The sequence below is a fragment of the Comamonas sp. HJ-2 genome (genome assembly GCF_053615495.1).
The window spans coordinates 38,153-60,456 of record NZ_JBSIFD010000015.1 but is presented as its reverse complement, the minus strand read 5'-3'; the positions used below and the strand labels follow the sequence as shown (position 1 = coordinate 60,456).

The 22,304-nt window shown below is 63.3% G+C and carries 17 protein-coding genes; 4 read left to right on the top strand and 13 right to left on the bottom strand.

Features of this window, described 5'->3' with window-relative positions:
- From pyrR to ACWGXF_RS13895, 3 genes are read right to left on the bottom strand one after another with little or no spacing between them, the layout of a single operon-like run.
- Positions 1 to 519: a bifunctional pyr operon transcriptional regulator/uracil phosphoribosyltransferase PyrR gene (gene pyrR / locus ACWGXF_RS13905; protein WP_034366447.1), complete on the bottom strand. Its 519-nt coding sequence runs from the start codon at positions 517 to 519 to the stop codon at positions 1 to 3.
- Positions 516 to 1,028, bottom strand: a complete 513-nt coding sequence (gene ruvX, locus ACWGXF_RS13900; protein ID WP_034396455.1) for a Holliday junction resolvase RuvX — start codon at positions 1,026 to 1,028, stop codon at positions 516 to 518. Before ruvX ends, pyrR begins: the two co-directional genes overlap by 4 nt.
- Positions 1,025 to 1,624, bottom strand: coding sequence for a YqgE/AlgH family protein (locus tag ACWGXF_RS13895; RefSeq protein ID WP_003071169.1), 600 nt, complete (start codon positions 1,622 to 1,624; stop codon positions 1,025 to 1,027). The genes ruvX and ACWGXF_RS13895 overlap by 4 nt, the downstream gene beginning before the upstream one ends.
- 22 nt (positions 1,625 to 1,646) lie before the next feature.
- Here ACWGXF_RS13895 and ACWGXF_RS13890 point away from each other — a divergent pair, with 22 nt between their 5' ends.
- Positions 1,647 to 3,137 carry a cryptochrome/photolyase family protein gene (locus ACWGXF_RS13890; protein WP_256628530.1) on the top strand — a complete coding sequence of 497 codons (1,491 nt, stop codon included), beginning with the start codon at positions 1,647 to 1,649 and terminating at the stop codon, positions 3,135 to 3,137.
- 181 nt (positions 3,138 to 3,318) lie between these two features.
- Here ACWGXF_RS13890 and ACWGXF_RS13885 read toward each other — a convergent pair whose 3' ends face one another.
- Genes ACWGXF_RS13885 through ACWGXF_RS13860 form a run of 6 tightly spaced genes read right to left on the bottom strand, consistent with a single transcriptional unit; the run spans position 3,319 to position 13,753 of the window.
- Positions 3,319 to 9,918, bottom strand: a complete 6,600-nt coding sequence (locus tag ACWGXF_RS13885) for an Hpt domain-containing protein (RefSeq protein ID WP_256628531.1) — start codon at positions 9,916 to 9,918, stop codon at positions 3,319 to 3,321.
- Positions 9,919 to 9,977: 59 nt separating this feature from the next.
- Complete coding sequence (locus ACWGXF_RS13880) at positions 9,978 to 12,221, bottom strand: methyl-accepting chemotaxis protein (protein ID WP_059440723.1); 2,244 nt, start codon at positions 12,219 to 12,221, stop codon at positions 9,978 to 9,980.
- Between the two features lie 19 nt (positions 12,222 to 12,240).
- Positions 12,241 to 12,768, bottom strand: a complete 528-nt coding sequence (locus tag ACWGXF_RS13875; protein ID WP_003071161.1) for a chemotaxis protein CheW — start codon at positions 12,766 to 12,768, stop codon at positions 12,241 to 12,243.
- 15 nt (positions 12,769 to 12,783) lie between these two features.
- Entirely contained in the window at positions 12,784 to 13,146 is a 363-nt protein-coding gene (locus tag ACWGXF_RS13870) for a response regulator (RefSeq protein ID WP_003071159.1), read from the bottom strand.
- Positions 13,146 to 13,550, bottom strand: coding sequence for a response regulator (locus tag ACWGXF_RS13865; protein WP_003071158.1), 405 nt, complete (start codon positions 13,548 to 13,550; stop codon positions 13,146 to 13,148). The genes ACWGXF_RS13870 and ACWGXF_RS13865 overlap by 1 nt, the downstream gene beginning before the upstream one ends.
- A gap of 50 nt (positions 13,551 to 13,600) precedes the next feature.
- Positions 13,601 to 13,753 (bottom strand): rubredoxin, encoded by a 153-nt coding sequence (locus ACWGXF_RS13860; RefSeq protein ID WP_034399566.1) that lies wholly within the window; start codon positions 13,751 to 13,753, stop codon positions 13,601 to 13,603.
- Between the two features lie 115 nt (positions 13,754 to 13,868).
- On the opposite strand from ACWGXF_RS13860, the gene thiD reads away from it, so the two are divergent.
- From thiD to ACWGXF_RS13845, 3 genes are all read left to right on the top strand, one after another.
- Positions 13,869 to 14,837: a bifunctional hydroxymethylpyrimidine kinase/phosphomethylpyrimidine kinase gene (gene thiD / locus ACWGXF_RS13855; protein ID WP_012839730.1), complete on the top strand. Its 969-nt coding sequence runs from the start codon at positions 13,869 to 13,871 to the stop codon at positions 14,835 to 14,837.
- Complete coding sequence (gene hemL, locus ACWGXF_RS13850; RefSeq protein ID WP_256628532.1) at positions 14,821 to 16,125, top strand: glutamate-1-semialdehyde 2,1-aminomutase; 1,305 nt, start codon at positions 14,821 to 14,823, stop codon at positions 16,123 to 16,125. The genes thiD and hemL overlap by 17 nt, the downstream gene beginning before the upstream one ends.
- 162 nt (positions 16,126 to 16,287) lie before the next feature.
- The gene (locus tag ACWGXF_RS13845) at positions 16,288 to 18,060 is read left to right on the top strand and encodes an alkaline phosphatase D family protein (RefSeq protein WP_256628533.1); all 1,773 of its coding nucleotides are present in this window, start codon (positions 16,288 to 16,290) and stop codon (positions 18,058 to 18,060) included.
- Between the two features lie 33 nt (positions 18,061 to 18,093).
- Here ACWGXF_RS13845 and ACWGXF_RS13840 read toward each other — a convergent pair whose 3' ends face one another.
- The 4 genes from ACWGXF_RS13840 to ACWGXF_RS13825 form a co-directional block, all read right to left on the bottom strand.
- Positions 18,094 to 18,729: a DNA-3-methyladenine glycosylase I gene (locus tag ACWGXF_RS13840; protein ID WP_087866188.1), complete on the bottom strand. Its 636-nt coding sequence runs from the start codon at positions 18,727 to 18,729 to the stop codon at positions 18,094 to 18,096.
- A 137-nt stretch (positions 18,730 to 18,866) separates the two neighbouring features.
- The gene (locus ACWGXF_RS13835; RefSeq protein ID WP_256628534.1) at positions 18,867 to 20,351 is read right to left on the bottom strand and encodes an amino acid permease; all 1,485 of its coding nucleotides are present in this window, start codon (positions 20,349 to 20,351) and stop codon (positions 18,867 to 18,869) included.
- 575 nt (positions 20,352 to 20,926) lie between these two features.
- The gene (locus ACWGXF_RS13830) at positions 20,927 to 21,622 is read right to left on the bottom strand and encodes a phosphatase PAP2 family protein (protein ID WP_054075488.1); all 696 of its coding nucleotides are present in this window, start codon (positions 21,620 to 21,622) and stop codon (positions 20,927 to 20,929) included.
- Between the two features lie 113 nt (positions 21,623 to 21,735).
- Positions 21,736 to 22,188 carry a c-type cytochrome gene (locus ACWGXF_RS13825; RefSeq protein ID WP_054075487.1) on the bottom strand — a complete coding sequence of 151 codons (453 nt, stop codon included), beginning with the start codon at positions 22,186 to 22,188 and terminating at the stop codon, positions 21,736 to 21,738.
- Positions 22,189 to 22,304 lie beyond the last annotated feature (116 nt).

Genomic DNA, 22,304 nt, shown 5'->3' with positions numbered 1-22,304 from the left:
TCAGGCCTCTTGAATGCGGAAGTGGAAAACACCGCTCTCGTCGCGCGCCAGCGCCAGGGAACGGTCGGCCGGCAGCGCCACGCGCGCTGCGGCAAAGTCGGCCTGGATGGGCAGCTCGCGCCCTCCCCGGTCCACCAGAACGGCCAGTCGCACGCTGGCGGGACGGCCGTAGTCATAGAGTTCGTTGAGCACGGCGCGCACGGTGCGGCCGGTGTAGAGCACATCGTCGAGCACCAGCACATCGGCGCCGTTCACATCGAAGGCGATCTGGGTCTGGGCGCTGGAAGCCATGCCGCGCTGGGCAAAATCGTCGCGGTGCAGCGAGGAAGACAGCACGCTGGGCTTGCCCTTGAGGTTCAGATCCTTGTGCAGGCGCTCGACCAGCCAGGCACCGCCCGAGGTGATGCCCGCCAGACGGGTATTGGGGCCCATGATGCGCTGCACGCCGCGCAGCAGCTCGCTATACAGGGCTTCGGCGTCCAGGATCAGGCTGCCCTGACCTGCAATGGTTTCACTCATGGGAGACTCCTCAAAAACTGTTCAAGAATGATGCAGGCCGAAGCCGCGTCGGCGTCGCGTGCGCCACCCGCCAGGGCTTCGGTCGTGCTGTAGCGTTCGTCCACCTCGTACACCGGCAGCTTGAAGCGACTTCTGAGCTGGCGGCCGAATTTCAGGGCCCGGGCCGTGTTCTCGTGCGCCGCGCCATCGGGGTGGTAGGGCACGCCTATCACCAGGGCATTGGGCTGCCACTCGCGGATCAGCTTTTCCACCGCGGCCAGACGTGCATCCGCCGCTTCGGCCTTGATGGTGGGCAGCGGGTTGGCGCCGCCCAGCACGCGGTTGCCCGAGGCGCAACCCGTGCGCTTGATGCCGAAGTCAAAGCCCAGGAACTGCTGGAAATGGGCCGGAACCTCCGGCTTTTGCGGTGCGGGCGCTGCTGCAGGCCTGGCAGCCGCATTTTCGGCCGAGGAAAAAGTCGAGGAAAAGGCCGCATCGGCGGCCTTGTTGGAAGAGGAAATATCGTTCATGCGCGACCCGACTCTGGGGACAACATCCAGCGCTGCAAACCCAGCAGGCCCAGAGCGCGGTCATAGCGCTCGTCCACCGGGGTGCTGAAGATCACCTCGGGGTCGGCTTCCACGGTCAGCCAGGCGTTTTCGCCGATCTCGGATTCGAGCTGGCCCTCATCCCAGGAGGAATAGCCCAGCGTGACCAGCACGCGCCTGGGGCCGGCACCGTCCGACAGGGCTTCGAGCACATCCTTGGACGTGGTCATCTCCAGACCGCCTGGAATGGTCATGGTCGAGGCATAGGCCGATTCGTTCTCGGGTGCGCCTTCGATGACCATGGGCTCATGCAGCACAAAGCCGCGATCGGTCTGCACCGGGCCACCGGTAAAGACCTGCTGGTCGCGCAAATCATCGCGCTTGAGACCCAAATCCACTTTTTGCAGCAGGCCTTGCAGGCTGAGCTTGGAGGGCTTGTTGATAATCAGACCGAGCGCGCCACGCTCGCTATGCTCGCACAGGTAGACAACGCTGCGCGAAAACGACTCATCTTCCAGGCCGGGCATGGCAATCAGGAAGTGGTGCGTCAAGTTGATAGGCGCAGATTCTGCAGACATGCAGCGATTTTACTGGCGATCCATGACTCCTTCTTACCCTGTGGGCTTGATCTGGCTGCGGCGCGACCTGCGTCTGGCAGATAACGCGGCCCTTTATCATGCATTGCAGCAATGTGAAAAGCTGTATTGCGTCTTTGTCTTCGACGACAGCATTCTTGCCGCCCTGCCCCGCGCCGACCGCCGCGTGGAGTTCATCTGCCAGAGTCTGAGCGAGCTGGATGCCGCCCTGCGCGAGGCCGCAGGACGCCCGCAGGCAGGGCTGATCACGCGGCGCGGCCTGCCCCAGGACATCATCCCGGCCCTGGCCCGGCAGCTGGGCGCGGGCGCCGTCTTCTGCAACGACGACGACGAGCCTGCGGCCATCGCCCGCGACGCCCAGGTGGCGCGCAGCCTCAAGAGCCAGGGGCAGTTGCTGCTGCGCTTCAAGGACCACCGCATCTTTGCGCGCGACGAGGTACTGACCCAGAGCCTGTCGCCATTTTCGGTCTTCACGCCCTACAAGAACGCCTGGCTGCGAAAGATCACACCGTTCTATCTCTCGGCCTACCCCAGCGAGCGCGATCTGGCGAGCAAGCTGGCCGATCTGCCGGACACCGAGCGCCGCCCGATCCCCTCGGCTGCGGATCTGGGCTTTGCCCCGGACACGCTGGCCGGCCTGCGCCTGCCCACCGGCGTCAGCGGCGCGCGCCAGCTGCTGGCCGATTTTCTGCCGCGCCTGCCTCAGTACAAGACGGCACGCGACTTTCCGGCCCTCAAGGGGCCCAGCTATCTCAGCGTGCATCTGCGCTTCGGCACCGTGTCGATACGCGAGCTGGCCCGCCTCGCCCATGAGGCGGCCCACAACGAGGACTGGTCTGCCGCGGCACGCGAAGGGGCGGCCACCTGGCTCAGCGAGCTGATCTGGCGCGACTTCTACTTCCAGATCCTGGCCCACCAGCCTTATGTGGTGGAACGCAGCTTCAAGCCGGCGTATGACGCCATCGAATGGGAGACGGGAGCCGAGGCCGACACCCTCTTCGCCGCCTGGTGCGAAGGCCGCACCGGCTACCCGCTGGTCGATGCCGCCATGCGCCAGCTCAATTCCAGCGGCTATATGCACAACCGGCTGCGCATGGTCACGGCCAGCTTTCTGGTCAAGGACCTGGGTCTGGACTGGCGCCGGGGCGAAGCCTATTTCGCCGAAAAGCTCAATGACTTCGATCTGGCGGCCAATAACGGCGGCTGGCAATGGGCGGCCTCCACGGGCTGCGATGCCCAGCCCTGGTTCCGCATCTTCAACCCTGTGACCCAGAGCGAGAAGTTCGATCCGGACGGCAAGTTCATCGTGCGCTACGTCCCCGAGCTGACGCCCTTGCCGGCCAAGCTGCGGCATGCCCCCTGGCTGGCCAAGCCGCTGGAGCTGGCCGAATCAGGCATCGCACTGGGGCGCGACTATCCCTTGCCCGTCGTGGATCATGCGGCGGCGCGGGAGAAAACCCTGGCGCGCTACGGAATCCTCAAGAAAGAAGCTTGAGCTTTCCTGGCTCCTGGCCCTGCGGAGCCCCACATCCGGGTGTACTCGGCTGCCAGCCGTCCAATAGGCTATCACTCAAAAAAAGAAGCGGCTTGCGCACGTCCTTCATGTATTTCAGATCAATATCAATCTGAAATGCAATCCGGATCAGCGCAAGCCGCTCTGTTATGAGGAGCAAACCTTATTCGACAGCCACTCCTGACTCCTCGGCCGCAAACCCGCCGAGCGGGCTGCGCTCAGGCGCGGGGCCGCTGCGCTGCAAGGCGTAATGCTGGATCAGACCCAGCAGTTCCTCATCGGAATAAGGCTTGCCCAGATAGTGATTGGCTCCCAGGTCGCGGGCCATTTCGCGATGCTTCTGGGCAATGCGCGAAGTGATCATGACCACCGGCATGCCTTCGAGCGTCTGATCGGCGCGGATATTGCGCAACAGATCAAAGCCGTCCATGCGCGGCATTTCGATGTCCGACAGCACCAGGGTCGGGCGCTCGTCCTGCAGACGCTCCATGGCTTGCAGGCCGTCAGCGGCCAGCGTGACACGGTAGCCTTCGCGCTGCAGCAGACGCTGGGTGACGCGGCGCACGGTGATGGAGTCATCCACCACCAGCACCAGTGGCACCGTGGTCTGCGCAGCCTCGGCGCCCAGCAGATCGGCACCGCCTGAGTGAGCCTGCAGTTCGCCATCGGCTGCGGCCTGCTCGGCCCTGGCCAGCATGGCTCGCACCTGCTCGCCATGGACGTTGGCCAGCGCCACCGGGTTGTAGATCTGCACCACGGCCCCCGAGGGCAGCACGGACATGCCGGTAAGACCGGGCAGACGCGACAGCTGCGGCCCCAGGTTCTTGATCACCACTTCCTGGTTGCCCAGCACTTCGTCCACATGCAGCGCCACACGCTGCGAGGCACTGCGAGCTATCACCACGGGGCGCGTGCGACCGAGGTTTTCTTCGCTGCGCAGCGAGGTTTGCCACAGCGCGCCGGCCCAATAGAAGGGCATGACTTCGCTGCCGTCCTGGAACTCCTGCTTGCGGTAGCTCTCCTCCAGCACATCGACGGGCACGCGACGCACGATTTCCACCAGGTTGGCGGGCACGCCCATGGACACGGCGCCCATGCGCAGCATCACCACCTGGGTCACGGCCGTGGTCAACGGCACAACCAGCCGGAAGGCGCTGCCACGGCCTGGCTCGGTATGGGTTTCGATACGACCGCCCAGAGCATTCACTTCGGAACGCACCACATCCATGCCGATGCCGCGGCCGGCAACACCCGTCACCTCGGCGGCCGTGCTGAAGCCCGGCTCGAAAATCAGGCGCCCCGCGTCTTCCAGCGTCATGGGACGCTCGTCGGTCCAAAGCTTGAGGCTGATGGCCTTGGCGCGAATCCGCTCCAGGTCCAGACCGGCCCCGTCGTCTTCCACGGACAGCGCCACGTCGTTGCGCTCCTGACTCAGCACGATCTCGATGGTGCCGACAGCCGGCTTGCCCAGCTCCTGGCGCCGCTCGGGCGACTCGATGCCGTGAGCCACGCAGTTGCGCAGCAGATGCTCGAAGGCCGGCATCATGCGCTCCAGCATGCCTCGGTCCATTTCGATGGTGCCGCCCAGGATGTTCAGGCGCACCTGCTTGCCCATTTCCTTGGACGTCTGGCGCACCACGGCATACAGACGCTCAGCAAAGGAGTCGAACTCCACCATGCGCGTGCGCAGCAGATCTCGCTGCAGATCACGTGCCTGCCGGCCCTGGGCCACCAGATCGTCTTCGGCAGCGGCCAGATCCCGCTGCAGATTGCGCTGCACGGTGGCCACGTCGTTGACCGATTCGGCCATCATGCGCGTGAGTTCCTGCACGCGGGTGAAACGGTCGAACTCCAGCGGATCGAAACCGGCTGCCGTGTCCTTGGACAGGGCCAGACGCGACTGCATCTGACTTTCGGCCTGCACCTCGATGTCACGCAGCTGCGTGCGCAGGCGCTCCAGGTTGCCCGTCAAGTCATTGAGCGCCGAACGCGCCTGCGACAGCCGCGCATCGACACGCGAACGGGCAATCAGCACTTCACCGGTCTGGGAAATCAAACGGTCCAGCAGCTGCGCCCGCACACGCACGGTCTGCTGCGACGCAGGACGCGGCACCACCGGAGCCGGCAGCTCAATGGCCTGCTCAAAATCTGCGGCAGTCTTTTCTCCGGCTTGAGCTTCCGCTGCTTGCTCTACAGCAGACTCCGCCGCGCTCAGATGCAGAGGCGCCTGAGCAAGAAGATCGTCCAGTTGAGCCAGTGGCTGCTCGGACTCCTGCTCACCGGCCATGCGCAGCACATCGAAGCTGGCTTGCAAAGCGTCAAAGCTGCTCAGCAGCGGCTCGATCGCTTCGGCTGCGGGACGCTCCTGGTCAATACGCTCCACCGCCGACTCCAGGCGGTGGGCCATCTCACCCATGCGCATGGCACCCGCCAGGCGGGCACTGCCCTTGATGGTGTGCAAAGCGCGCAGGGCTTCGTTGCGAGCCTCATCCAGCGTCGGGCGCCCATGCCAACGGCGCAGTGCAGCACCGAGCTTGGGCAGCAGGTCGATGGCCTCTTCCTCGAAAATGGGAAACAGGTCGGCATCGACCTGATCGAGCACATCGATATCGTCTTCGTCGTCACCGGCATGCACCGCCAGAGCAATGGCTTCATCGATGCGGCGCTGCAGCTCGGCCTCATGCTCCACGCTGCCCGCGGCAGGCACCATGGAATACGGTGCCTGATCCGCGGCTTTCACCACGGCATCCAGCAACGGGTCGGCTGCCGATGCTCCCACGTCTTCCTCGGCCACATCCTTGGGTCCATCACCCGCAAGCTCGGGCAAGGCCCCGTCCTGCGAAAGCTCGGCAGCAAAGTCCAGCGGCAAGTCCTTGGGATCTGCAGGCGGCTGCAGCGCCTGCACCTCGGGCCACTCTGCCTCATCCAGCTCGGCCAGATCGGACAGCTCGAGATCGGCAGTTTCAGCTGCTGCACCGGCATCGATCGGAGTATTCAGGATTTCACGCAGTGCGTCTTCGACAGCGGGTAAAGCGTCCTTGAGGAAGCCTGCCGCAAACTGATGCAGCAAGCGGCGCACTTCATCGGATGCGGTCACGCATTGCTGAATCTGCAGCGCGCCGGCATAGCCCTGAGGCTGGAGATGCAGCAGTGCATGCTCGAGCAAACGCGCCAGCTCCGACAAGGCCTTGAAGCCCACGGTGCCGGAGCTGCCTGCCAGGGAGTGCGCCAGCGCGATCGCGTCGTCGGGAATGACGGCAGCCGGCTCTTGCGACCACTGCTGCAACACCTCGCCCAGTCGCTCTGACCACTCGTCTGCTTCGTTGAGATAGACGTTGTACAGCGCTGCGCTGATGCGCAGCCCGTCTATATTGCGATAGCCGTCGTCCGGCTCACCTGTCTGTTCGGTCTGTTCGAGCACCGGCTCAACCGCCGAGACTTCGGGCTCCGGCAGCTGAGCGGATTCTTCGGCCATGACTGGCTCGGGCACGCCATCCAGCAAGGCTTCAATGGCCTCCAGCTCGATCGCAGCCTCTGCAGACGGCAGCTCGAGCGCCATCTCCACAGCGGCCGGCACCCCGGTAACCGCGTCCATGGCGGGGGGCTCCACGGCAGTCTGCATGTCTATGGCAGCCTGCTCGCTTTCACGCATGGCCGCTTCGAAGGCGGCAAAATCCAGCTCCTGCACCTCTTCTGCCGCGGTGATTTCCTGCAGCGAAGGCTGAACCTCCCCTGCGTCCTCCATCCGCTCCGGCTCAGACCCTGCCGCCGACTCCAGAGCAGACAATGCGGACGCTTCAAGCGCATCGGGTGCCTGAAGCTGATGCAGCAGGTCGTCTGGAATATCCAGTTCCGGCAAGGCAAAGTCGGCTGCTGCCGCCTCCAGCTCAGCCACCGGCTCCTGATCTGGCTGCGCAGACAGCTCTTCTTGCGGGAACTCCAGCTCCGGCATCGCAAATACGGGCTCTGCGGCCACGGTCTGTGGCTCCAGTGGCCACTGCGGCTCGGCGATCGGCTCGGGCGCTACAGGCAGCTCCAGCACGGGTGCATCCGCGGCGGCGGCAGCCTCGGTCGACTCCAGGCCCTGGGCGCGCTCGCAGCGACGCGGAACCAGGGCCACCTCGGCACGCTCGCCCTGCAGACGCATGGCGTCTGCAGCGGCACGGAAGGCCGTGGCCGACCAGTTCTGCGCCTGCTGGTTCTCGATATCCTGTGCCCAGACGGCAAAGGCCTTCAGGGCATCCTGAGCCAGCTGCTGCATGGCCTGCGGCATGGGTCGCTGCTCTGCCAGCCATGCATTGAGCATCTGCTCCATGGCCCAGCCGGCTTCACCAAACTCATCCAGCCCCACCATGCGCGAGCTGCCTTTGAGCGTGTGGAACGCACGGCGCAGCGTGGTCTGCTCGCTCAGATTGCCGGGTTCGTCCGCCAAAACCTTGAGGGCCTGCAAGCCGTTATCCACGACTTCGCGGGCTTCCTCCAGGAAGATGGACAGAAGCTCATCGTCGCCGTCCAGATCTACAGTGCTCAGTTCGGCTGCCGGCACCGTAGCAGCCGCAGGCACGCCCGCAGGAGCTGCGACTGCCACTGCCAGATCCCGAGCGACATTCGCCTCGTCAGTTGCCTGCTTGCCCGACTGCATGCCCGCAAACACCTGAGCCATGGCATCGGCCAGGGCATCGGAGCCCACGCCGGCCGACTCTGCCACGGCTGGTGCGGGTACTGCCTCAAACTCGGGCAAGGCACCTGGCTCGGTCACTGCCCACGGCGGGGTGTCCTCGTCCTCGATGTGCCTGACTTGCAACTGCTCTGGCTTCGCCACAGCAGCGGGAACTGGCCTCACTTCGACAGGCGGTGGCGGTGCGGCGACCGAGGGCTCCACTGCCGGATCAGCAATCACGGCAGCCGAAGCGACCGGAGTCTGTCCAGAAGACGGTACGCCATCCATGGGAATATCCACGGTGGGACGGAAGGCTTCGGGGCCGCGACTGCGGCTATGACCCATGACGATGCGCAGTTCGTCCTTCTCCTCGTCATAGACGAACAGCTTGCGCGCCATATTGCGCTGGTAGCTGAGCATGTCGATGAGAAAGCCCATGGCACCGAGACTGCTGCCCAGCTTCTCGAAGATGCGAGGCTGGTTCTCGACCGTCACCTCGCCGAGCATCAGATGCTCGACGGTGTCACGCATGCGCTGCATGGCGGTCGCGGCCTGCTCGAATCCCAGCACCGACAGCACCCCACGCATTTGCGCCATCTGGCCCGGTACCGATGCCAGCACCGAGGTGTCCGCGGGATTGCGAAAGAACAGATCCAGCTGCTTCTCTGCCTCGCCAAGGGTGATGCGCAGCTCTCCAACGACCGAGCCCATGGTCTGCTGGTCGCTGGCCTGACGGTAGAGCTCCTCCATCCAGATTTCCAGCGGCTCGGACTGCGCGCCATGCAAAGCTGCATCCAGACGCTGGACCAGCACGCTGGACTGGGCGGCCTGTATTTCGTCGTCATGCCCGGCGGTCATGAAGCTGGCCTGCAGATACAGCACTGCGGTCGCCACCTCCATGGCCAGCTCGGCCGGTGGTGGCTCGCCAATGCGCTCCACCGTCTCCGCCACACGAATCAGCGCGCGCGCCAGCCCGTGACTGACAGGCTGCAGCTTGACCAGCGACTCGGACACCAGTCCGAACTGCTCGGCCATGGATCTGATCTTGCTGCGGTCGCCACCCGCTACGGCAGACCAGGTCTCGGCGGCGGCCGCAATGCGCTTGCGCGCCTGCACCAGCACCGAGGGATCGAAGCGGCCATAGCGCGCCACGTGGTAGTCCACCACCGGCATCTGCTCCATGGCATAGGCCTCGTGTACGGCCTTCAGACTCTCACCGGCCTGCTCGCGGGGCTTGGCCTGCGCGCAAAAGAACATCAGGTCCTGCAGCAGGCGCGCGGGCGGCAGGCTGTCGCCCTTGGCCATGCTGGCGTACTGCATGAGCACGCGCGAAGCCATGCGCTTGACGTAGATATCGGCAGTGATGAGTCCACGTGCCAGGCCGTCGAAGAAGGCCGCAGCGATTTTCCAGAAACTGCGCGCCGCTACATCTTCGGACTGAGCTGCCGCAAAGCGCCGGCAAAGCTCGCACATCTGGGCTGCCGCCTCGCGGTCATCGCTCTTGACCATGCGCAGCACCACACCGTCCAGCATGGCACGTGCATGTGGGCCATAGGCCAGTGGCTCCGGCATGGTCCCGGTCCAGCGGGGCTCGCGTGCACGGCGCTCGGCAGGCCATAGGTCAGCCGGGTGGGCCTTGTCATTGCCGGCCAGCACCTGGGTCTCACGGTACTGAGGGAACAGGGCTACGGCCGAGACCTGCTGACCGGCCAGAACGGCCTCCAGGAATTCCATCAGCGCAAAGTGCGTGCGCTCCAGCGTGGTCGCGGCTTCCTGCGTGCAGTATTCGGGACGCTGTACAAAGCGGTTGACCGCAGCTTCCATGCTGCGCAGCACCTGAGCCGGGGCGGTGACCCCCACCATCTCCAGAGCACCACAGGCCTGATGCAGCTGCTGGCGTGCAATGCGCAGTGCCGATGTATCCAACTCCTCTAGATCAGACAAACGGGCCGCATCCGCATCGCGCATGAAACGGCTCACAGCCTTGGTCGCTGCCTCCAGCGACTTGCGCACTTCATCGAGCACCCAGGCCAGCGGGCCCAGATCCTGCTCTGCAGTTGCAGACATGGCTGTACGTATTGGCGAGTCGTCAACCACTGACATGCTCTAGTTCCTTAACCCTCAAGGGTCGTGCATTTTTATGAGAGAAAGAGCCAGTCAAATCAGGCAATCTTGAATCGGGAAACAGACTGACGCAGCTCTTCAGCCATGTGGGAGAGCTCTCGCACCTGCTGCGCAGTGGTGCGGGTTCCCTCACCGGTTTGCTCGGTCACGGCAAAAATGTGCTGAATGTTTTCCGCCACGCCGTTGGCCATATTGGCTTCACGTGATGTGGAGTTGGAAATCTGCTCGATCAGCTCGGCCAGTCGGCGCGACACGCTGTCGATTTCAGACAGTGCAGTACCTGCAGAGTCGGACAGACGAGCTCCTTCCACCACGCCCTGGGTAGAGCGCTCCATGGCGGCCACCGCATCCTGGGTGTCGGTCTGAATGGCCTTCACCAGCGCGGCAATCTGTCGCGTGGCATCTGCGGAACGTTCGGCAAGGCGCTGCACTTCTTCCGCCACCACCGAGAAGCCGCGACCTGCTTCACCTGCAGACGCAGCCTGAATGGCGGCGTTCAATGCGAGCACGTTGGTCTGCTCGGTAATGTCCGAAATCAGTTCGGTAATTTCACCGATCTCCTGGGACGACTCACCGAGACGCTTGATTCGCTTGGAGGTATCCTGAATCTGATCGCGGATGGAGTTCATGCCGCCGATGGCGTTCTGCACCGCCTTGAGACCCGAGTCCGCAGCCTGCAGCGATTGACGGGCCACCTGGGCCGATTCCTGCGCCTGAGCCGAGACATTGTTGATACGGCCGGCCATGTCCAGAATCGACTTGCCGGTTTCGCGAATTTCATGCAGCTGCTCGTTCGATGCAGCCAGCAGCTCGGTCGAGGTGACGTCCACCTGCTCGGTGGTCTGGGCCACGCGGGTCACGGTGTTCTGCACCGATCCCACCAGAGCGCGCAGCTCTTCCACCGTGTAGTTCACCGAGTCGGCAATCGCGCCCGTGATGTCCTCGGTCACGGTGGCTTCCTGCGTCAGATCGCCCTCGGCCACCGATTGCAACTCGTTCATCAAACGCAAAATAGCCGCCTGGTTGGCGTCGTTGATGCGCTTGGCTTCCTGCTCCTGCAAACGGGCATCGACCTGGTGACGCTCGGCTTCCTGCTGGCGCGCCCGGCTGTCCAGCAGCTGCACGCGCGAGATGCCGATACCGCTCAGAACCGCGGTCAAAATGGCGATGGCCAGCAGCGCCAGCTGCAGCATGCTGGCCCCGCCCAACCCCTGCAGCGCCGTCTGCAACTGCTCCAGCTGCTGACGCAGCGGTTCGCTGTCATTGTTGATGCTGGTCTGCGCTTCCCGGGCCGACACCAGCCCTTGCAGATTGCCCAGAATGGCACTGGCCTGGGTACGCGTATCGTCGTACTGCTTGATCAGCGTCTCCAGCTGTTCACGCACCTGAGGATCGCGTGCCGCCGACAGCCGCATTTCAGCGCTGCCGTTGAGCAGACCTTCGGAGATTTCCTTGAAGGAATTCAAGTCCTTGCCCAGCAGGAAAACGGCCTCGGGACTCACGCCCTCCAGGGTCTGGAATTCGTTGGCAGACTTGGCAATACGCTGAGTCAACATCACCAGTTGACCGGCAGCAGAGATCTCGGCCGCGCCAGCGCCTTGCTGCAGCTTCAGCGAAGAAATGGTTTCCGCGGTTTCCAGCAGATCGGAGGACTGGCGGTTGATGGTGCGCAGCGCGTCGCCCACTTGAGTCAGAGTCTTTTGCTGTCCGAGAATCAGCCCGGCGCTCTTTTCCGCTCGCTCCATCAGGGTGCTGATGGAGCTGAGCTCGTCCTGCAAACCGCCACCCAGCGCGTTCACGCCCAGATCGGAATCGCCGGCAGCCAGCGCTCGCACGTTGCGCGCCAAAACACCGGCGCTGTCCTTGACGTCGGCAAACGCAGGAGCGGCTCCCGTCATGGCGATGGAGACCGACTTGGCCAGACGTTGCGACTGCATCAATGCCTGGCCGGTCGCCGCCAGTTGCTGGTTGGAGTTGCCTGCTTCGCGCAGCATCCATGCCGACAGAACCACCAGCACCAGCACCGATCCACCCAGCAAGGTAAACAAGGTGCGCTGATGCTTGGCAGTCGTGGCCGTACCAAGAATAGGCAGGCTCACCAGTTCGTCCGCGCGGCTGGCCTCCTCGACGCCGAAGACGGAAGGTGCCCCCTGCACGCTATTGAGCGATCCGTCGTACATATCCTGTACGACCGTGTCTCCCATCATGCTGCTATCACCACTGACGGCAGCCGCGATGGGCTTGCGTCGGAACCACTGATTTATTTTCTGTGCAAAGGACATAGCGCTGTATCCAGGAACCTCAAGCACGAATGCTCAAAAATTTGGCGGTTTGAGACAGGGACTGCAATTTCAGCTCCTGCCAGCGGCGGCCGCTCGCATCGATATGGACGGCTCCGAAGAAACTCGGGGAACGCTCAGGCGCAGGCTCGGCCTTGGAAAACGCGTCTGCGGCACGCAGGCCCAGCAGACGATCGGCCAGCAGGGCCGCGTTGACCTCCAATGCAGGGTTGAAGGCCAGCAGGCTGCAGTCCATCAGTTCCTGCTCATTGCGGACACTTCCATGACCCAGCAATTGAGCCAGATCCACCACCCCCATCAAAGCACCGCGCAGATTGGCGATGCCCAGAAACCAGGCCTGTGTGTATGGGACGGGCTGAACGCCGGTCCAGGGAAAGATTTCTCCTGCCTGATTCAGCGGCAGCAAATAATCCCGTCCGCCAGCCTGCACTGCCAGCCAGGCAGCAACGCTGACGCCTTCGCTGCGTGCTGCCTGCAGGCGCCCGGCCAGACGGGATTGGAGATCTCGGAGGGCTTCACGGTTCGCCATAAGCAGCGCGGCTCGTTATAGCGCTGCGATCTTGGCTTGGAGCTCGGCGGCATCCACGGGCTTGGTGATATAGCCACGTGCGCCCTGACGCATGCCCCAGACCCGGTCGGTTTCCTGATTCTTGCTGGTGCACATGATGATGGGCACATCGGCATACAGGGGATCGCGAGAAATGGCGCGGGTCAGCTGAAAGCCGTTCTGTCCAGGCATGACCACATCCATCAGGATCAGGTCGGGTTTGTCTTCGGCCAGGCGCTTCATGGCTTCCTCGCCATTTTCCGCGGTACGCACCTGCATGCCCTGCTTTTGCAAGATATCGCTCAGAGCCATCAGCTCCGTCTTGGAATCGTCAACGACCAGAACTTTTTGAATTGTCATCATGCAGCTCCCACATCTGCAGCTTGCAGCGCGAATTGTTGTACGGCTTGCAGCAATTGATCTTTGGTAAACGGTTTGGTCAGATAGTCCTGGCAGCCCACCATGCGACCGCGAGCCTTGTCGAATACGCCGTCCTTGGATGACAGCATCACGACGGGCGTATTGGCAAAGCGAGCATTGCGCTTGATGATGGCGCAGGTCTGATAGCCATCGAGTTTGGGCATCAGAATGTCGCAGAAGATGAGCTGGGGCTGGTAGTCATTGACCTTGGACAGGGCATCGAAGCCATCGTCGGCAAGAAGAACTTCGTGACCACCTTGCTTGAGGAAAATTTCAGCGCTGCGGCGGATGGTGTTGCTGTCATCCACGACCAGAACGCGCAAAGGCGCACCAGATGCTGTCACGGTGAAATTCCTCCCAATTCGGTCGTTGATGGAGTGAGCGACTCTTGCACTCAGATTTCCACCATTTCAAAATCTTCTTTGCGTGCACCGCATTCCGGGCATGTCCAGTTCATGGGCACATCTTCCCAGCGGGTGTTTGGAGCAATTCCATGTTCGGGGCAGCCTTGGGCTTCGTCATAAAGCCAGCCACAGGTCAAACACATCCAGGTTTTAGGGTCAGTCACAGCTTAAAGGGGCTTCACATAGAATGCAACGATTGTATCTAGTCACAACCCCGGCTCCCACCCTTGCATTCCCGGGTGCAAACTGGGGTGCGCCATGGCATTGAACCCCATCTCCTCCACTCCCCCTCGCCGCACCCGCCAGGAAGAAGCGACAGAATCAGCACCCGTCTGCGTGCTGTCTTTCAACAGCAGTGACCCCAGCGGAGCCAGCGGGCTCTCGGCCGACATCGCCACCATCTCCTCCATCGGCGGTCATGCATTGCCAGTGGCCTGCGGCGCCTACGCCAGAGACACGGCCCGCATCTACGAGCACTTTGCACTCGACGATGACGCGGTGACCGAGCAGGCACGCATGGTGCTGGAGGACATTGCCGTCACCGCCATCAAGGTCGGCTTTGTAGGCAGCCCTGCCAACCTGGCCGCCATTGCCACTATCTCATCGGACTACCCCGACATTCCCATCATCAGCTATATGCCGGACCTGTCCTGGTGGGAGGACGACAAGCAGGATCAGTACCTGGATGCGTTCAAGGAGCTTGTCCTGCCTCAAACCTCGGTGTTGGTTGGAAACCACAACACGCTGTGGCGCTGGCTGCTGCCTGAATGGGAAAACAGCCGTGCGCCCACGGCGCGCGACATTGCCATGGCCGCCGAGGCACTGGAAGTGCCTTATGTGCTGGTGACCGGCATCCCCCTGCCCGACCAGTTCGTGGACAACGTGCTGACCACGGCCCAGTCCGTATTGGGCAACAGCAAGTACGAGATGTTTGACGCCACGTTCACAGGTGCCGGTGATACGCTGTCCGCTGCGATTACGGCCTTGCTGGCCACCGGCAACGATCTGGGCGCCGCGACGCTGGAGGCACTGGAATACCTGGACCACAGCCTGGATGCAGGTTTTCGCCCCGGCATGGGCCACTATCTGCCCGATCGCCTGTTCTGGGCCCAGCCCACCGAGGACGAGGAGTCCGAAGACGAGCAGGCCGAAGATGCCACCGATGACGAACCCGACTCCAAGCCGATTGAAGGCTTTGTGATTCCCTCTCATGACACAAAACACTGATCTGAATATTGCATTGTTCGAACGCGCCAAGGGCGTGATCCCCGGCGGCGTGAACTCGCCTGTGCGCGCTTTCGCCGCCGTGGGCGGCACGCCGCGCTTCGTGAAGCGCGCCCAGGGCGCTTATTTCTGGGACCAGAACGATCAGCAGTTCACCGACTACATCGGCAGCTGGGGCCCCATGATCCTGGGCCACGGTCACCCCGAAGTAGTCGAGGCCGTGCAGGCCGCCGTGCTCGAAGGCTTCAGCTTTGGTGCCCCCACCGAGCGCGAAGTCGTGCTGGCCGAGAAGATCCGCGCCCTCTTGCCCAGCATGGACATGGTGCGCCTGGTCAGCTCCGGCACCGAAGCCGGCATGAGCGCGCTGCGCCTGGCGCGCGGCTACACGGGCCGCAACAAGATCATCAAGTTCAACGGCTGCTACCACGGCCATGCGGATGCGCTGCTGGTCAAGGCCGGCTCGGGTCTGGCCACCTTCGGCGCCTCTTCCTCGGCCGGTGTGCCTGCCGATGTGGCCAAGGACACCATCGTGCTGGAGTACAACGACGTTGCTCAGCTCGAAGAGGCCTTTGCCAAGATGGGCAGCGACATTGCCTGCGTCATCATGGAGCCGATTGCCGGCAATATGAACTTTGTGCGCGCCTCGGTGGACTTCACCCGCCGCATCTCCGAGCTGACCCGCGAGCATGGCGCGCTGCTGATCTATGACGAAGTCATGACGGGCTTTCGCGTCGCCCTGGGCAGCGCACAAAGCCTGTACGCCAAGGAAATCGAAGGCTTTGCGCCCGACATCACCGTGATGGGCAAGGTCATTGGCGGCGGCATGCCCATGGCGGCCTTCGGTGCCCGCCGCGAGATCATGGAAAAACTCTCGCCGCTGGGCCCCGTCTACCAGGCCGGCACGCTGTCAGGCAACCCCATTGCCACGGCCTGCGGCCTGAAGACGCTGGAGCTGATCAGCCGCCCCGGCTTCCACGCCGAGCTGCACCTCAAGACCGGCCACCTGATGCAGGGCCTGAAGGCCGAAGCCAATGCCGCCGGCATTCCCTTCAGCGTGGACTGGCAAGGCGGGCTGTTCGGCTTTTATTTCCTGCCCGAGCTGCCCACGCACTACGCCCAGGTCATGAAGACCGACGGCAAGGTCTTCAACAAGTTCTACCACGGCATGCTGGAGCGCGGTCATTACTTTGCCCCGGCGCTGTATGAGGCAGGCTTTGTCAGCGCGGCGCACAGCGACGAAGATATCGACCGCACCATAGAAGCGGCCCGCGAAGTGTTCAAGACACTGTAAATCCCTGCCCGCCCAACAGGCCCTGCAGACCATGTCTGCAGGGCTTTTTCATTGTTGGCGGCGGACTGCGCCTGCGCCGGCTTCAGCCGCAGCGGCTCGGCGTTTCACAGCCACGTCATGGACGCTTGCCACGCTCGCGTTTTTGTCAGCAATGAAAGCACCATGACCGACGAATCCAGCAAGCCGCCGCTGCACAACCTGCTCAAGGGCACCACCGACCAAGCCAGTGAACTGAACCGCCGCCGCTTTGTGCGCCAGATGGCCTGGAGCGCCGGCGCTATGTCCGTGCTGCCGCTCGCGGCCTGCGGCGGCGGCGATGGCAGCCAGACAGAGGCCAAGCCGGCCGACCCCGAAGTCCGCTTCGTCCATGGCCTGGCCAGCGGCGATCCGCTGTCCGACCGCGTGATGCTCTGGACCCGCGTCACCCCGCCCGCCGGCCACCAGGCAGACATTCCCGTGCAATGGGAGCTGGCCAGCGACGCGGCGTTCGCCTCCATCGTGGCGCGCGGCGAGAGCAGCGCCACCGCCGCCAGGGACTTCACGGTCAAGGTCGATGCAGCCGGCCTCAAGCCTGCCACGGTCTATCACTTCCGCTTCCGCGCCCATGGCGTGACTTCGGCGGCAGCACGCACGCGTACCCTGCCCACCGGCTCGGTGGCCCAGGTCAGACTGGCTGTCTTCTCCTGCGCCAACTACCCGGCCGGCTACTTCAATGTATATGCCGATGCCGCCAGGCGCAGCGACCTGGACGCCACGGTACACCTGGGCGACTACATCTATGAATACGCGCGCGGCGGCTATGCCTCGGCCCAGGCCGAGGCCATGGGTCGTCTGGTCAATCCTGCCGGCGAAATTCTCTCGCTCGCCGACTACCGCCAGCGCCATGCCCAGTACAAGAGCGATGCCGACCTGCAGGCCCTGCATGCCGCCGCGCCCATGATTGCCATCTGGGACGACCACGAATTTGCCAACGACACCTGGAGTGCGGGAGCCGAGAATCACCAGCCCGGCGAGGGCGACTTCGCCATGCGCAAGGCCGCTGCCATGCAGGCCTACCACGAGTGGATGCCCACGCGCACCGCGAGCGCCGAGCGGATCTACCGCAGCTTCGACTTTGGCGATCTGGTCTCGCTGCACATGCTGGACACCCGCGTGATAGGCCGCGACAAGCAGCTGGACTATGCCGATTTCATGACCTCTGGCGGCATCGACTCGGCGGGCTTCGCCACGGCCATGGCCAATCCGTCGCGTCAGCTGCTGGGGCAGACCCAGACACAGTGGCTGCAGCAGCAGATGGCGGCCTCCCGTGCCACCTGGCAGGTGCTGGGCCAGCAGGTGCTGATGGGGCGCATGAACATTCCCGCTCCCATACTCATGGAGACCATCCAAGCCGGCGCGGGCGTATCAGTCTCGCAGTACGCAGCGCTGGTTGCCAAGGCGCAGACCGCGCCGGCCACACTCACGCCTCAGGAGCAGGCCATCCTGGCCCAGCCTTCGATCCCCTACAACCTGGACGCCTGGGATGGCTACCAGGCCGCGCGCGAGACCGTTCTGGGCTCCGCGCGTCAGCTCGGCAAGAAGCTGGTGGTGCTGGCCGGCGACACGCACAACGCCTGGGCCAGCGAGCTGCAGGACATGAACGGCAAGGCCGTGGGCGTGGAGTTTGCGACCTCCTCGGTCAGCTCGCCAGGCTTCGAGGAATACCTGCCAGGCGAAGACCCCGCCACGCTGGCCGCTGCGCTGCAGCAGCTCATCAAGCCGCTCAAATACTGCGACACCTCGCGCCGCGGCTATATGCTGGTGACGGCCACGGCGGATGCCTGCCGCGCCGACTGGGTATATGTGAACACCATCAGCAGCCGCCAGTTCACCGCCAGCACCGAAGCCTCCATGAAAGTTCTGACCAGCGCGCCGGGGCTGCTGGTCAAGGCTTGACCCCCGGGCCGGCAAGGCGGAACAAGCCCGCCCTCAGGGCCTCTGAAAAGCGGCTCTGGCGCGTTCCACTTCAGCTCTGGTGATGCAGCCCGGCGCATGGTCGTTGACCATGCCCATGGCCTGCATCAGCGCATACATGGTGGTCGGCCCGACAAACTTCCAGCCGCGCTTCTTGAGCTCCTTGGACAGGGTTTGTGACTCCGGCGTCTGGGCCTGAATGGTCGTGCCTGTCGATGGCTCAGCAGGCTGATAGCGCCAGAAGAACGCGGCCAGAGAGCCTTCGGCCTGGACCATTTCGATGGCCCGCTGGGCGTTGTTGATCACGGCTTCAATCTTGCCGCGGTGGCGCACGATACCCGCGTCCTGCAACAGGCGCTGCACATCGGCCTCGCCGAACTGCGCCACGCGATGAAAATCGAAACCCGCAAAGGCCGCGCGAAAGTTCTCGCGCTTGTTGAGAATGGTCAGCCAGCTCAGGCCGGACTGAAAGCCTTCCAGACAGAGTTTCTCGAACAGGCGCTGATCGCTGCCCACCGGAAATCCCCATTCTCGGTCGTGATAGTGCACATAGCCCGGCGTGGCCAGACACCAGCGGCAGCGCTGCTGGCCGTCTTCGGCGGACTGGGTGGGGGAGCGGGTCGGCGTGGTCTCGGTGGGTTCGGTACTCATGCCCAGCACTCTAACCAATGCAAAAGCCCTGCAGGTCGTTCCCTGCAGGGCTTTTTTTTGATAGCTTCTTGCGCTTGATATCAAACGATTTCAGATATTAAACATATTGAAATCAATGAATATCAAGCGCTAACAGCTCACTTTTTATCCGTCTGAGCCAGGCGCGAATGGCGCATGCCATAGGCCATATAGATCACAGCACCCAGCGCCATCCAGCCCAGAAAGCGCAGCCAGGTCAGCGTGGTCAGATTCAGCATCAGATAAAAGCACAGCAGGGCCGAGAGCACTGGCAGCACAGGCACAAAAGGCACGCGGTAGCCGGCTCCGGCGTCGGGACGCTTTTTGCGCAGCACCAGCACGCCGATGCTGACCAGCACAAAGGCCGACAGCGTGCCGATGTTGATCATCTCCTCCAGCAGCTCCACCTTGGTAAAGCCTGCCAGCAGCGCCACGATCACGCCCACAACCAGTTGCAGGCGAACCGGCGTCTTGCGCCTGGCCGATGTCACGCCCCAGCTGCGCGGCAGCAGGCCGTCGCGGCACAAGGCCAGCAACACGCGCGAGCTGCCCATCAGCAGCACCATGACCACGGTGGTCATGCCGATCAGCACGCCGACCGAGATGACCTGCGCCGCCCAGCCGGCGCCCACGGCAATGAATGCAGTGGCCAGCGACGGGTTCTCGGCCCTGGCCAGTGCCGTATAGGGCACCATGCCGGTCAGCGCCAGCGTGACCAGGATGTAGAGCACCGTCACCAGCACCAGCCCGCCGAGAATGCCGCGTGGCAGCGTGCGCTGCGGGTCCTTGACCTCTTCGGCCGAGGTTGCCACCACATCAAAGCCCAGGAAGGCGAAGAACACCAGCGATGCGCCCGAGATCACGCCCAGCCAGCCATACTGGCTGGGCTCGGCACCAAACAACCAGGCCAGCATGGGCTGCCCCCACAGGTCACCGCTCACGCCATGAGCCACCACGGGCGGCTGTGCACTGGGCACAAAAGGCCTGAAGTTGTCGGTGTTCATATAGGTGAAGCCGACGACGATCACAAACACGGTGATCGCCAGCTTGATGACGGTGAACAGGTTGTTGACCTTGGCCGAGACCTGGGTGCCCGCAATCAGCAAGGCCGTGAACACGGCCACGATGAAGAACGGCCCCCAGTTCAGCGAGAAGCCGCCGATCTCGATGCTCTGCGCGATCTCCAGCCCTGCCGTGGAGAACACGGCCGACAGATAGATACCCCAGTACTTGGCCAGCACGGCAGCGGCCGAGATCATCTCCAGCAGCAGATTCCAGCCAATGATCCAGGCCAGGCCCTCGCCCAGCGTCAGATAGGTATAGGTATAGGCGCTGCCCGTGACGGGCACGGTGGAGGCGAACTCCGCATAGCACATGATGGCCAGCGCGCAGGTCGCGGCCGCCAGAATGAAGGAGAAAATCACGGCCGGCCCGGCAAAGCTGCCGGCTGCGCGAGCCCCCACCGAGAAGATCCCCGCGCCCACGGCCACGGCCAGGCCCAGAATCATCAGATCGAAAACACCCAGCGTGCGCTGGAGCTGCCGGCCCGGCTCGTCGGAATCGGCCAGCGCCTGTTCAATGGTTTTGGTTTTCAGCCACTGCATGCATATCCTCGGGCTTTGAGAACGTGTTTACGATCTCTACGCAGCCGCGTTGGAGCGCAACCGGGATGAGTTCGAAGCGATGGCTCGCCGCTTGCACCGGGGTGCAAGCAAGAGACAGCGCGCAGTAAATCGCCCGATTTCGCTCCAACCCTTCGGGACAGTGTCTTTGCGGACGCCCGGTCAGGGGCGGTCTGCGGCGTTGCGAATCCTCGCAATAGCACGGCTATTGCTGCGGTATCGCGCCTGGCATCCCATCCCGCAAAGCCACTGTCGCGGCGCGAGGAGACCGTAAACACGTTCTTAGCCACGCTTTTGGCGCGGCGCTTTCGGCCCGGTCCTTTTTGTCAAAAAGGCATCCTAGGGATTTCACCAGTGGTGCGCAGATTCCCTGCAGCATCACCAGTCCATCTGCATGTTTTGTGCAGGCCCGGCTGCACACCCATCTCAAAACAGACTAGTCAGGCCCGCGTTTCACGAAGCCTGCACCGCGCTCAAAAATCGCGCTGCAGTCCTGCATGCAAGCGAGCACTGACGCAGGATTCAAAAAGACCCGAGGCAGAGCGATCCTGCCCGGCTCAGATACGCGGAGGCTGTGGCGGCACATCGGCCGGGCGAATCAGCAGGCAAAGCACTGGCACCAGCATCAGCGCAGTGACCACATCCAGCACATGGTGCTGATGCACCAGCATGGTTGAGGCGCAGATGGCCACGCTCCATAGCGCAATCAGCAGACACAGCCCCCTGCGACCACGCTGCCATTGCGCCTGGCAGATGGCCAGACAGGTCAGCGCCGTGTAGACGATGTGCAAAGAGGGCAGCAGATTGTGCGGCTTGTCCACCAAGAACATGGTCGCAAAAATGCTGCGATAGGGCTCGAATTCGGGAATCGCGCGCTCGAAGGCCAAATTTGCCGGGAACAGCACGAAGATCAGACCGCAGATCAGCGTACCCAACACCTGGCGCTTGCCCAGCGCCGCCGTGCCGGGCTGCCCCACCAGCCAGAACGGCAGGGCCAGAAACGGGAAAAACGAGAAATAGACAAAGATGAATTCCGGCACCAGCGGAATCATGGCATCCCAGCGCGTGATGAAGTCATAGCGCTGGTCGCGCAGGCTGGCCAGCCAGTTGGCCGTAGGATAGATCGCGTAGGTGGCGATGTTCACCCATATGGCCCAGAAGACAAAGCCACGCTGGCGAGCCGGACCAGCCCCGGATCCGTGGACTGCCTGATCGGCGGGGCGAAGAGCGGGAGCACGCGCGGGTTTTGCCATGAGCGGATTATGAAAGCAAGGCCTGCCACCCTGCGCAGGCTGCAAAGCAAAAAAGGCTAGCAGCGCAAAGCGCTAGCAGCCTTTGAATTCACGCAGGATCTCTGCAGCCGGGCCTACTGAGCCGCAGCCGATGGCGCCTGAGCCGACAGCACCCAACGGGCCATCTGCAGAGAATCGGCCTCGCTGATCTGCGGGTGGCGCGGCATGATCACATTGCCCCAGACACCCACGCTGCCGCCGCGAATCTTGTCTGCCAGATAGCTCTGGGCATCGGCTTGCGAGCCGTACTTCTGTGCGATCTCCGTAAAGCCCGGGCCCACAAATTTGCGGTCCAGACCATGGCAGCGCATGCAATCTGCGCCCTCCACCAGCTTTCGGGCCGCCGCCAGCTCGGGCTTGGCAGCCACCAGCGCATCCGCCGCCTTCTCGGCCGTGCTGACCCGCATGATGCGCCAGCCGATATTGGCCACGCCCAGTGCCGACGCCAGCATGACCAGCCCGATCAGCCAGCCAATCCAGCGCGGCCTGGGCGGATAGTTTTCTTCGTCGTCGATGGGATCTGTCATACCAAGCACCAGATTCAAAAAAGAATGGCCAGCAAATGCCGGCCACAGAGCACAAAGCACAAAACTGGCGCGCCCTAAAACCAGAGACACCAAGGAAGCGCCGTCGCGCACCGAGG